Source organism: Chryseobacterium vrystaatense, from assembly GCF_000737765.1.
In the GTDB taxonomy this organism is placed as follows: domain Bacteria; phylum Bacteroidota; class Bacteroidia; order Flavobacteriales; family Weeksellaceae; genus Chryseobacterium; species Chryseobacterium vrystaatense.
Genome location: NZ_JPRI01000012.1, coordinates 297,971 through 309,740 on the forward strand (window position 1 = coordinate 297,971; position 11,770 = coordinate 309,740).

General features: G+C 36.8%; 11 protein-coding genes. 7 read left to right on the top strand and 4 right to left on the bottom strand.

All coding sequences use genetic code 11. The features are described 5' to 3' along the window. Nucleotides 1–56: 56 nt before the first annotated feature. The gene (locus IW16_RS23655; RefSeq protein WP_034750607.1) at nucleotides 57–638 is read right to left on the bottom strand and encodes a Crp/Fnr family transcriptional regulator; all 582 of its coding nucleotides are present in this window, start codon (nucleotides 636–638) and stop codon (nucleotides 57–59) included. A 72-nt stretch (nucleotides 639–710) separates the two neighbouring features. Continuing rightward, nucleotides 711–1,355 (bottom strand): cysteine hydrolase family protein, encoded by a 645-nt coding sequence (locus IW16_RS23660; protein WP_084694612.1) that lies wholly within the window; start codon nucleotides 1,353–1,355, stop codon nucleotides 711–713. Nucleotides 1,356–1,577: 222 nt separating this feature from the next. On the opposite strand from IW16_RS23660, the gene IW16_RS23665 reads away from it, so the two are divergent. The 6 genes from IW16_RS23665 to IW16_RS23690 all read left to right on the top strand — a co-directional run bounded on the left by IW16_RS23665 (nucleotide 1,578) and on the right by IW16_RS23690 (nucleotide 9,137). Then, the gene (locus IW16_RS23665; RefSeq protein WP_034750610.1) at nucleotides 1,578–4,124 is read left to right on the top strand and encodes an FtsK/SpoIIIE family DNA translocase; all 2,547 of its coding nucleotides are present in this window, start codon (nucleotides 1,578–1,580) and stop codon (nucleotides 4,122–4,124) included. 65 nt (nucleotides 4,125–4,189) lie between these two features. Beyond that, nucleotides 4,190–4,837: a LolA family protein gene (locus tag IW16_RS23670; RefSeq protein ID WP_034750613.1), complete on the top strand. Its 648-nt coding sequence runs from the start codon at nucleotides 4,190–4,192 to the stop codon at nucleotides 4,835–4,837. 68 nt (nucleotides 4,838–4,905) lie between these two features. Beyond that, nucleotides 4,906–6,360: an LptF/LptG family permease gene (locus IW16_RS23675; protein ID WP_034750616.1), complete on the top strand. Its 1,455-nt coding sequence runs from the start codon at nucleotides 4,906–4,908 to the stop codon at nucleotides 6,358–6,360. 146 nt (nucleotides 6,361–6,506) lie between these two features. Continuing rightward, on the top strand, nucleotides 6,507–7,298 hold the full coding sequence (locus IW16_RS23680; RefSeq protein WP_034750619.1) for a hypothetical protein: 792 nt from the start codon (nucleotides 6,507–6,509) through the stop codon (nucleotides 7,296–7,298). A 171-nt stretch (nucleotides 7,299–7,469) separates the two neighbouring features. Further along, entirely contained in the window at nucleotides 7,470–8,105 is a 636-nt protein-coding gene (locus tag IW16_RS23685) for a hypothetical protein (RefSeq protein WP_034750621.1), read from the top strand. Between the two features lie 129 nt (nucleotides 8,106–8,234). Further along, the gene (locus IW16_RS23690) at nucleotides 8,235–9,137 is read left to right on the top strand and encodes a PhzF family isomerase (RefSeq protein ID WP_034751370.1); all 903 of its coding nucleotides are present in this window, start codon (nucleotides 8,235–8,237) and stop codon (nucleotides 9,135–9,137) included. A gap of 54 nt (nucleotides 9,138–9,191) precedes the next feature. On the opposite strand, the gene frr is transcribed toward IW16_RS23690, so the two are convergent. After that, nucleotides 9,192–9,746, bottom strand: a complete 555-nt coding sequence (gene frr, locus IW16_RS23695; protein WP_034750623.1) for a ribosome recycling factor — start codon at nucleotides 9,744–9,746, stop codon at nucleotides 9,192–9,194. 157 nt (nucleotides 9,747–9,903) lie between these two features. Beyond that, nucleotides 9,904–10,611, bottom strand: a complete 708-nt coding sequence (gene pyrH / locus IW16_RS23700) for a UMP kinase (RefSeq protein ID WP_034750626.1) — start codon at nucleotides 10,609–10,611, stop codon at nucleotides 9,904–9,906. A gap of 166 nt (nucleotides 10,612–10,777) precedes the next feature. On the opposite strand from pyrH, the gene porQ reads away from it, so the two are divergent. Then, a complete protein-coding gene (gene porQ, locus IW16_RS23705) occupies nucleotides 10,778–11,770 on the top strand; it encodes a type IX secretion system protein PorQ (RefSeq protein ID WP_034750631.1) in 993 nt (330 codons plus the stop codon).

Sequence of the window (11,770 nt, forward strand, 5' to 3'; positions counted from 1 at the left end):
TAAACAAAGCTATAAATCAATCAAATTTCTTTTTTAGCCATGGACATTAAAGAATGTTACTTCCCCAAAGAAATCTTTTTTCTGATTTTGCTAAGAAACTCATGGGTAATTCCTAAATACGAAGCAACCTGCTGTTGGGTAATCCTCTGCTCCAGTCCGGGATATTTATCTAAAAACTCAAGATATCTCTTATCTGCCGTTTTGCCAGTCAAAGAAAGAATTCTTCTCTGTAAAGCAACCGACGACTGCTGATTCATGATCCTGAAAAGCTTTTCAATCTTAGGCATGTCATTATAAAGCATCTCTTTGTCTTTTTTAGAAATCATAAAGACATCAGAATTTTCGAGAGCTTCTATATTAAGTATGCTTGAAACATTATTGATGAGACTGTCGATATCCGTGATCCACCAACCTTCTACTGCAAAATACAAAGTCTGTTCGGAACCGCTTTCATTAAGATAAAAAACTTTAAAACAGCCATTCAGCACCAATCCTTCGAAAAGACAATAATCCCCTTCTCTGAGAACAGTCTCTTTTCTTTTAAAGGACTTAAGCATGAATAATGAACTAAACTGCTCAAACTCTTCATCGGAGAGTTGAATGTGCCTGCTGATATTTTTATAAAGAAGATCAAACATTTCTGATATACTTATTCAGCATAAAGATACCCTTAATATGGATATCTTTATCAATCTGATTGTGGTGTGAGTCTATTTTCCTTGTAGAAATTCTCTCGTATTTACAATCTCTGCATACAGACTCCCTAAAGCAGATATTCCTGCCAGAAAAGATCTCTGTACCTCCGCAGCTTTTACAATTTCTCCGTTAAGCTCTCTGTCTCTTGTTGCTGTAGCATCTCCAATAATTGTATTATTAAATCCAAGATCAAAAGCAGCTCTTGTTGTTGAGTCCACACACACATCCGTCATCATTCCTGTAATAACAAGACTTTCAATTTTCTCCTTCTGTAAATAGGTTAACAGGTCTGTTTCGCGGAAACTATTCGGAAAATGTTTGACAATTACTTTTTCATTGCTTTTTGGCGCAACCAAAGTGTTTATCTCCACTCCATAGGTATTTGGGAGGAAAAAGTCTGCTCCTTCATTTATTGCAATATGTTTGATATGAACAACCGGAAGATTGTTCTCTCTGAAATAAGCGAGGATCTTTTGTGAATTACTGCCTGCCTGTTGTGCTCCGGCAAGTTCCATTTTTCCCGAAGGAAAATAATCATTCTGTACATCGATAATTAATAAGGCTGTTTTTTCCATGTTTCTTTTTTGTTGTGCATTGATTGTTACCAGTGAAATTAAAGTCAGGCATAAAGCCAGAACACTCTTGAAGGGATTTTTCATTTTTTTTTACATTTTTTAACTTTATGGAACAAAATTAGTGGAGCTGTAGTTACTAACATTTGAACTAGTTCAAAAAACACCTGTTGTATTACATTTCAATCAAAAAAATTATCAGAAAAACCAGGTATAATTTTAAAAAATAAACCTAAATTACACTATCTTTCAAATAAAAAAAGATTCTATTAATGTTGAAAAAACATTAAATTTGCCCACATTGATATTATGGATAAAAAGACACAGACAAAACCGACGGAATCGCCTGATAAAGGCAAAATATTATCTAAGCCCCGTATATTTTTCGGGCTTACCTTTATACTTTTTTCTGTTGTTCTCGCATTTTCGTTCATCTCTTATTTGATGAATTGGAAAGCAGACCAGAGCCAGGCAGGAACAATGACCGATAAAGCTATAAAATCTTCAAATATATTTGGAAAGGTCGGCGACTGGCTGGGCAACATTTTCATATTTGAAAGCATAGGAATTGCCTCATTTATTATTGCCTTTTTATTTTTGGTTGTGGGAACCCTTATCCTTAAAAAAAGAACTTTCAAGCCATGGAAGACCATCGGGCATTCTTTGTTTTTCATTTGCTGGCTTCCTATTTTTATGGGTGCAGTAACTAAAGGACAGGGTGTTTTAGGAGGTGTTTACGGGTATCAGATCATGGATTATCTTAATGCTATTATTGGATCTGTAGGGCTTTGGGTAGTTCTCGCTGCCAGCATTCTTTTATATTTTATTTTGGAATTCAATCTGCGTCCAAGTTCTATTAAAGCGAAACTGAACAAGATTAATGACAATACAATCGGCAAAGTAAAATCCATGATGCCAAGCTCAGAGGAAAACTTTGACGCAGATGTGGAACTTGAAGAAGAAGCTGAAGAAACAGCACCCAATGTCACTGTTACGGAGGTTACCAATAAAACAAAAACGAAACAACCTGAACCGGTAAGTGTTCCTAAAGGATTTCCTGAAATTCAGCCGGCAACAGATATAGAAACTATTGTGACTCCCAACCATACTTCTTTTGAAGAGGAAGAAAAACCAATCAGTCTGAATCTGAATACCAAACCTTCTGTTCCTACTTCAACTCCGGAACAGGCGTTTGATATAAGTCCGGTAAGCCCGGCAATTACCCCGGTGGCTCCAACTCCGCCAGTGCCTCAGGATAATATTAAATTCAATGTAGAGGTAGCACCAGTAATAGATGTCCTGGACGAGTCGGACAGAAAATCTAAGGAGTTGGTAGAAAAACATGGCCTTTACGATCACAAACTTGATCTTGCAGGATTCCAGATGCCAACAGTAGAATTGCTTACCGATTATGGTAATGAAGAAATCTCGATCAACAAGGAAGAATTAGAAGAAAATAAAAATAAAATTGTAGGGCTCTTAAAAAACTTCAACGTAGGTATTTCTGAGATCAAGGCAACCATTGGCCCAACCGTTACTTTGTACGAAATAGTTCCTGAAGCAGGAATCAGGGTTTCTGCTATTAAAAAACTTCAGGACGATATTGCTTTGAATCTTTCAGCACTTGGAATCAGGATCATTGCACCGATGCCGGGGAAAGGAACCATCGGAATTGAAGTTCCAAGAAAAAATCCTACCATGGTTTCCATGCGTTCTGTGATCGCTTCTCATAAATTCCAGAATACCGATATGGATCTTCCTGTGGTTTTCGGTAAAACTATTTCCAACGAGGTCTTTATGGCTGACTTGGCAAAAATGCCTCACTTACTAATGGCAGGAGCAACAGGACAGGGTAAATCCGTAGGGATCAATGCCATTCTTACTTCCCTACTGTACAAAAAACACCCAAGCGAACTGAAATTCGTTATGGTGGATCCTAAGAAGGTAGAACTTTCACTGTATTCAAAAATTGAAAGACATTATCTTGCGAAACTTCCGGATGCTGAAGAAGCAATCATTACAGACACCAACAAGGTGATCAACACCCTGAACTCTCTTTGTATAGAAATGGATACAAGGTATGATCTTCTTAAAAATGCCTTCTGTAAAAACTTAAAAGAATACAACAAAAAGTTTACTGAAAGAAAATTAAATCCTGAGAACGGCCACCGTTTTCTACCCTATATCGTCCTTGTCGTAGACGAGTTTGCAGATCTTATTATGACTGCAGGAAAAGAAGTTGAACTTCCGATTGCCAGACTGGCACAGCTTGCGAGAGCGGTAGGTATCCACCTGATCGTTGCTACACAGAGACCTTCCGTGAATGTAATTACGGGGATGATTAAAGCTAACTTTCCAGCAAGGGCTGCCTTTAGAGTAATTTCAAGTGTGGATTCAAGAACAATTCTTGATTCTCCGGGAGCTGATCAGCTGATCGGTAAGGGAGATATGCTTTACTTTAACGGAAATGAAATCTTACGACTTCAGTGTGCTTTTGTAGACACTCCGGAAGTGGAAAGACTGGCAGAATATATCGGTGAACAGAAAGGTTATGCATCTGCATTTTTACTTCCTGAATTTGTTTCTGAGGATTCTACAAGTACTGTAGGTGCTTTTGATCCCAATGAAAAGGATGCATTATTTGAAGAAGCAGCGAGAATTATTGTTTCTACACAGCAGGGATCTACTTCAATGCTGCAAAGACAGCTTAAATTGGGTTATAACAGAGCAGGAAGAATTATGGACCAGCTTGAGGCAACCGGTATTGTAGGAGGATTTAATGGTGCAAAAGCCAGAGAGGTCATTATCAGTGATCTCCATTCTTTGGAACAGTTTTTGGAAGATTTGCGTAGTTAAGGAAAAAATGCTTTATCAATTGAATCTTGAGGCATTAGAATGTTTAAAGTTTATTAAATAAGAAAATGAAAAATATTATTTCAAAAGTTATAATCGGAAGTTTTGTCATTGGTGCGGTAGGATTTGCTGACGCACAGAAAATTGACGCGAAAGCTAAAAAAATTCTCGACGACATCACAGCCAACTATAAGTCCAAAAAGAATTCTTATTTCAAGTTTTCTTTCGGAACAGGACTTAACGGACAGGTTAGCAAAACAGAACCCGGAATTTACTATTCTGCAGGAGATAAATATAAGTTGAAGATTATGGATACAGAGCAGATCTTTGATGGAAATAAGATCTACAACATCAATGCAGATGATATGGAAGTAACCGTTGCAAAACCTAATGGAAGCAGCAGTATGTTCTCCCCTATCAACTATCTGTCAACCTACAGAAACGATTACAATGTATCGTACAATGGTAAAAAGAATATAAACGGCGTTAATGCGGACTTTATCAAGTTGACACCTATAAAATCTAACGGGATACAGTTTGTTTATATTTTTGTAGACTCAGCGAAAAAGCAGATGGTAAAACTTGAACAGCACGGAAACAACAAAGATGTAGCGGTAATTGCCATCAAAGAATACAAGGAAAATCAAGATCTGGATCCCAATATGTTTGTTTTTGACAAGAATAAGTTTAAAAATTATGTGATCACAGAACTCTAAAAGTAAAAAGTAATAAAAATTATACAAGCCACAAGTAAACTTTGTGGCTTTTTGATTAATTTTGGCGCATGTTAAAAATACTAGACCGATATATTATAAAAACCTTCTTTGGACCGTTTTTCTTTATATTCAGCGTTTTGTTTTTCATCTTTATTGTAAACATTATCTGGGTTCAGCTGGGGCAGTTCATGGGAAAAGGATTAAGCTACTGGCAAATCCTCAAACTTCTTTTTTACCTGGGGGTAAGTGTTGTGAGTCTTGTACTTCCGCTTACAATCCTGTTGGCGAGTATTATGTCTTTCGGTGAATTTGGAGAACGGTATGAGCTTGCAGCGATGAAAGCAGCGGGAATCTCCCTGACCAGAGTAATGGCTCCTCTTTTGGGAGTGGCAACCATACTCGCAGTCATGCTGTTCTTCTTCTCTAATAATATCATTCCTGACTTCCAAAAGAAAGCAAAAAATATGCTTTTCAATATTGCACAGACCAAACCTGCACTCAATTTTACACAGGGGCAGTTCATTGATCAGCTTCCGGGATACATGATTAAGTTTGATAAAATCTACGGTGAGAATGGAGAAAATATTGAAGGGGTTTTTATACACAAAAAAGCAAGCACCTACGAAAATCAGCAGTCAGTTGTAGCAGCAAAAGGAAAATTCCTACCTGCTGCCAATAAGAATTTCCTGAAACTGGAACTTTATAACGGCTATGTATTTGAAGACGATTTTGCGGGCAAAGGTGAAAATGCAAGACTTAAACAGCCGGACCAGGTCATTAAATTTGACACTCTGGTATCACATTTTGACATCAGTGAAATCATTAACAAAGGTATTGAGAAAGAGCAGATCACAGATGACTACCGTTTTCAAACATATGGACAGCTTAATGAAACAGTAGCTAAAAGTAAAAAGGAAAATGAGGCTTTCTTTTCCAATATCAGTGCTGATGTTCTTAGCCAAACGAATTCTGTGGTAAGCTATATGGATAAAAACAAATCCAAAGTAATAGCCAAGCAGCAAGTAAAACTGGATACTTTAAAGGGGGACAAAAAACTGGAAATCCTTTATAATTCCTACAACAGACTTGAAAATCTTAAAACAACAAGCACAGGAAAGAAGGCAGAATTCAGTTCTAATATTAAATACTTCAGTAAAGTAGTTATTTATCAGCAGAGAATCCTTTCCTATTCTGTAACATGCATCATCTTCTTCCTGATCGGAGCCAGTTTAGGATCGATCATCAGAAAAGGAGGAATGGGACTTCCGGTGATTATTGCCATCATCATTTTTATTGTTTTCTACGTAATGAATCTTGGTATTGAAAACATTTCTTGGGGTGGAGGAATGAGCCCTTATCTGGCAGCATGGCTTCCTAATCTTATCCTTTTGCCTTTTGGAATATGGATGACTTATAAAGCACTGACAGACTCCCAGCTTTTTGATGCTGAAAAGTACAAAGCGCTGTTTAAACCCATCACAAAGAGGTTCTCAAAAACCAAAGAACACAAGAGGTATCAATAAGTTTGAGTAAAGACTGAATAATTTAAATATGATAATTAACCCGGAAAATTCCGGGTTTATTTGTTTTAAAGCTGGTAGTATACAATCTGTTTTACCGTAAGGGATAAAAACCTATATTTACAAAAATTGTTAAAAACGATAATTAAATGAAGAAAGTACTACTATTTAGCTTGTTTACATTCCTATCTTTCAACGCCTATGCACAGGATGGCAACAGTGATTATGAATTGAGAACCGATGAAAAATACGGTTATATTGTTGATAAAAGCGGAAAAAAGATTGAAGGAATTGTAAGACTTAACGGCGATGCCATGAACCCGTGGAGCAATCAGAAAAAAGTAAAGTTCGTTGCGGTATCTGACATTGATAAGTCTAAGAAAAAACAGAAATTCAAAACTCTTGATCCTGATGACATTAAGGAATATGTAGCCTATGATGAAAACAACGAAGAAAGGCATTTTGAAATGATCAAATACACCAATACCAAAGAAGGATTCAATACAGCAACAGGAGGTTTAAGCGGCAATATAAAAGCTTTTAATAATCTAACGAAAAGCACTCAATTCGCAGAAGTGGTAAAAGACGGTAAGATCAAAGTATATAAACTATATGGCTACCCTACTACATTTTCTGCAGGAGGCCAGATCGAGGTAGCTGAAAAAGAAACGGCAAGAATGAGAAATTCGCCATCTTATATTTACTCTAAAAAAGGAGGTAAGATCGAAGAACTGACTTTGGCAAAAGCTAAAATAATCATCGCAGACTGCAGCTATGCAAAAGGTAAACTGACAAGCGGCTCATATGCGTCACTTAAAAACGACGAGAAAAAGAGATCAGGACTTGGAAAACTGATCAAAAGCCAGATCGATGACGTGATGTCAAATGTTCCGGAAATTGTGGAAGAGGTTATCACCGACTACAACGAAAACTGTAAATAGATTTCATTGATATAATAGAAAAAAGATTCAGAATTTCTGAATCTTTTTTCTATTTTGGACACCTGTTTTTACAGGAAGACTGTTCTGCCTTTTACACTTTTATTCTTCTTTTAAAATACAGGTAGCCTCTATCGTTTTAGTCAATTATTATACATCAAAATAAGTTAGGATATGAAAACAATACTATTCTCAGCAGTTCTTATTTTTATACTTTCATGTAAAAGTGATCAGGATAAAGCCAGTCATAACTCATCTGTTTTCACAGACAGCCTGAAAGATTCAGTGCAGACCAAAAGTACCGTAGATCCAATCGATGAAATTAAAAAAGAATACAACCGTCTTCAGACACAACTGAAGGCAAAAAAGCTTAACACAACTGGTTTTACCTACAACTGCAATGACGAAATAACAGGAAAGGTCACTTTTTATTCGGATAATCAAAGTATAAGAATTATTGAACATTCATATGATGAACAGAGCCATTTCGGTTCTACAGAACAATATTTTATCAAAGATGGAAATGTTTTTTTTATTTTTAAAGAAGATACAGGATGGAACTTTGATGGAGGGACACCGGAAAAACCGATCACGAAAGATGATATCACCGAAAGTCGCGTGTATATCCAAAACAATAAGCCCATTAAGTGTCTGGAAAAAAAGTATTCTATAAGGTCTAATGAGACAGACAAACCTTCTCCAGACAAAATTCCAAGTAAGGAAACCCGATGCAATATAGATGAGCTTATGACAACCTATAAGTCTTTACTAAAAAACAAAGATAAAAAAGGAGAAGTAAAATGTCTGTAAATAAATCATCACATTCGGAAAGCACTAATTTCAAACCTATCTTAAAAATTTATATTTCTGAAATTGCCAATTGTCAATTCAGGAACAGAAACTCTTACCTATATTTATACTTCGATTTTAATCTTAGAAATGAAGAAAATACTAATTTATCAGATAGACTCTTTTACCACAGAAAAATTCAAAGGAAACCCCGCCGGTGTTGTCATTAATGCAGATGGACTGAGTGATGAGAATATGCAGGCAATAGCCAAAGAACTGAATAATTCAGAAACTGCTTTTATTTTTTCCTCTACAAACAACCCCGACATTGATTATACTATCCGATATTTTACACCATCCATAGAAGTCCCTTCCTGCGGACATGCCACCATAGCTGCACTTTATGCCAAAGCACTGGAGGACAATCTCAACTCCTGCATTTTACGGATCAGTACCAAAATTGGGATTCTTCCTGTCGAAGTGGAAAAAACAGATCATGACTATCAAATTACCATGACCCAGGGAGCTTTTACCTTAAGCCCGGCCTTTGGCGATATGATTACGGAACAAATACTTTCCGCATTAGGTCTTAATTTTTCCGATCTTGAAGAAAACTGCCCTGTTCAGATCGCTTCTACCGGTCATTCAAAAGTGATGATAGGTATAAAAAGCAGAAAGAAACTCAATCAACTGCATCCGGATATGATTTCCCTGATGAAGCTAAGCAATGAAATAGGATGCAATGGTTATTTCGTATTTACATTTGATTCAGATGATGAAAATATCCTTACCTATGGAAGGATGTTTGCTCCTGCCATAGGAATTGCAGAAGATCCTGTAACCGGAAATGCTAATGGTCCTCTGGGTGGATACCTGGTTCAGAATAAACTGGTAAATTATGAGAATGATTATTTTGAATTTAATGGAAGACAAGGTGAACAAATCAATCGCCCCGGAATGGTAAATGTAAAAGTAACTGTCAATAACGGGTTACCGGAACAGGTGAAGATCAAAGGAAATGCAGTGCCCATTTTCAAAACCACCTTATTATGATATAAAACAAAAGCACCTTTAAAGGTGCTTTATATATTTTGGTAAGCCTGAAAATTATACTTTCATAATTTCAGCCTCTTTGGTCTTAAGATGCTCATCACAAAGTTTCACATATTTGTCAGTAAAGCCCTGGATTTCTTCTTCCACACCTTTTACAACATCTTCAGAAACACCTTCCAGTTTCTTAAGTTCTTTCAAACCGTCCTGTCTTGCGTTTCTTACTGTTATTTTTGTATTTTCTGCTTCTACTTTAGCCTGTTTTGCCAATTCCTTTCTTCTCTCCTCTGTTAAAGGTGGAACGTTAAGGATAATATTTTCCCCGTTATTAGAAGGTGCAAAACCTAAATTTGAATTGATAATAGCTTTTTCAATAGCACCGATGGCTGTTCTGTCCCAAGGCTGAATAGAAATGGTCATCGCATCCGGCACTGAAACATTAGCTACCTGATTGATAGGAGTCGGAGCTCCGTAATATTCTACCATTACATCCTGAACCATTGACGTAGAAGCACGCCCTGCTCTAATTCTTTGAAACGCATGATCCAAGTGCTTTACAGCACCATCCATGTCTTGCTTTACAGATTCTAATATAAGATCTAATTCTTCCATTATATAGTTAAAATTTGATAAATTGCACATTTTTATAGTTGTTGATCAATAGATAATCAGAAGTGAGTAACAAGCAGGTAATTTCTAAAAATTGCTGATTTTTTTAAATCATTAAATATTTAAATCTTCAAATTACTTATCATCTTCTGTCTCTCATCTACAAATCTACTAAAGTTCCAACATTTTCTCCATCAACAATCTTCTCTAAATTACCGTCTTTATTCATATCAAATACAATGATCGGCAATTTATTTTCGTGACTTAATGTAAAGGCTGTCATATCCATTACTTTAAGATTTTTAGCATATACTTCGTCAAATGACAGAGAGTTATATTTTACAGCATTTGCATTTTTTTCCGGATCCATATCATAGATTCCATCTACTCTTGTTCCTTTTAAAATGACATCAGCTCCAATTTCGATAGCTCTCAATGTAGCTGCCGTATCTGTAGTAAAATATGGATTCCCGGTTCCTGCCCCGAAGATCACTACTCTTCCTTTTTCAAGGTGTCTTACTGCTCTTCTTTTAATGAAAGGCTCAGCCACCTTGTCCATTTCGATAGCAGACTGAAGTCTTGTTTTGATTCCAGCATCTTCCAATGCCCCCTGAAGAGCCATTCCGTTTATCACTGTTGCCAGCATTCCCATATAATCCCCCTGTACTCTATCCATTCCTTTTGCAGCTCCTGCTACACCACGGAAAATATTTCCTCCTCCAATGACAATCGCAACTTCGCAGCCTTTTTCCACTACAGTTTTAATCTCAGCAGCATATTCCTGCAGCCTTTCATTGTCTATACCATATTGTCTGTTCCCCATTAAGGCCTCGCCACTCAGTTTTAGAAGGATTCTTTTATATTTCATCTTTAATTTTTAATAAACTTTACCGGAGGAATTTTCTCCGAAATTTCACTTTGCAAATATAATCATTAAAAATATTGAAAAAAGAAAAATATTTACGTAGAAATAATGTCAGAAATATTTTGATAAGTACGAAAAAGGATTATTTTTGCATTAATTATAAATTGAATTGAAGAAAACTATCATTTTTTCATTATTTCTGTCAGGAATTGTTTCTTATGCGCAAACAGGAACAAATGTTTATCCTTTCTTAAACATCCCTGTATCTGCCCGACAGGCTGCCCTAGGTGGCGATGTAATTTCCATCAGAGATCATGATGTTTCCTTTGCTATTGCAAACCCGTCTCTCTTGAATAGAGATTCAGACAAACAGCTATCAGTGAACGCTGCAGCCTACCTTGCCGACTCTAAATATGGTACTGTTGCTTATGCCAGCGATTTCGACAACGGGCATATGGCGACAGTGAATGCCAGATACATGAGCTATGGAAGTATTCCGAGAACTGATGAAAGCGGTTCTGAAAACGGAGAATTCAAGGCTTCAGATGTGGCAATTGGAGCAGGTTACGCCTACCAGTTTGAAGAAGACTGGACCATAGGTGGAGGCATCAATTTTATCACTTCAAAAATCGACAACTATACTTCTTCCGCAGTCTCAGGGAATGCGGGAATTACCTATCATAATAAAAAGAATAAAGAAGTGCTGTCTCTTGTTATGAGAAATTTCGGTTTTCAGCTGAAATCTTTTAACGGAACCAGAGAGAATCTTCCGTTCAGGGTAGATATGGGATACACCAGAATCTTAAAAGCAATACCTCTTGCTATTACGGTTACTGCCCACGATCTTCAGAAATTCGATATTTCGTCGGAATATAATGTCAACGGACAGGAAGTCAATTTTGGCAGAAAACTGGCAGACCACTTTTCAATCGGAGCAGAACTTTTTCCAGAAAAAGCATTCAATATCAGATTGGGTTATAATGCAAAGAGAGGAAATGAGCTTGCTGTGGCAGACCAGAGAAATTTCTCGGGCCTTTCAGGAGGATTTGGAATTAAGCTGAGAAGATTCCGTATAGACTACGCTCACGTCCGTTATCATAACTCTTCCAATGTGAACCAGATAGGTGTTTCTATGGACCTGAGCAGTCATGCAGGAGAGTAA

What these genes read in the sequence shown, in the direction of transcription:
- IW16_RS23670 (WP_034750613.1), top strand. Translation starts at nt 4,190, where the DNA reads ATGAAAAATATTATTTCAAAAGTTATAATCGGAAGTTTTGTCATTGGT.
- pyrH (WP_034750626.1), bottom strand. Translation starts at nt 10,611, where the DNA reads ATGAAATATAAAAGAATCCTTCTAAAACTGAGTGGCGAGGCCTTAATG.
- IW16_RS23665 (WP_034750610.1), top strand. Translation starts at nt 1,578, where the DNA reads ATGGATAAAAAGACACAGACAAAACCGACGGAATCGCCTGATAAAGGC.
- IW16_RS23685 (WP_034750621.1), top strand. Translation starts at nt 7,470, where the DNA reads ATGAAAACAATACTATTCTCAGCAGTTCTTATTTTTATACTTTCATGT.
- IW16_RS23690 (WP_034751370.1), top strand. Translation starts at nt 8,235, where the DNA reads ATGAAGAAAATACTAATTTATCAGATAGACTCTTTTACCACAGAAAAA.
- IW16_RS23660 (WP_084694612.1), bottom strand. Translation starts at nt 1,355, where the DNA reads ATGAAAAATCCCTTCAAGAGTGTTCTGGCTTTATGCCTGACTTTAATT.
- IW16_RS23680 (WP_034750619.1), top strand. Translation starts at nt 6,507, where the DNA reads ATGAAGAAAGTACTACTATTTAGCTTGTTTACATTCCTATCTTTCAAC.
- IW16_RS23655 (WP_034750607.1), bottom strand. Translation starts at nt 638, where the DNA reads ATGTTTGATCTTCTTTATAAAAATATCAGCAGGCACATTCAACTCTCC.
- IW16_RS23675 (WP_034750616.1), top strand. Translation starts at nt 4,906, where the DNA reads ATGTTAAAAATACTAGACCGATATATTATAAAAACCTTCTTTGGACCG.
- frr (WP_034750623.1), bottom strand. Translation starts at nt 9,746, where the DNA reads ATGGAAGAATTAGATCTTATATTAGAATCTGTAAAGCAAGACATGGAT.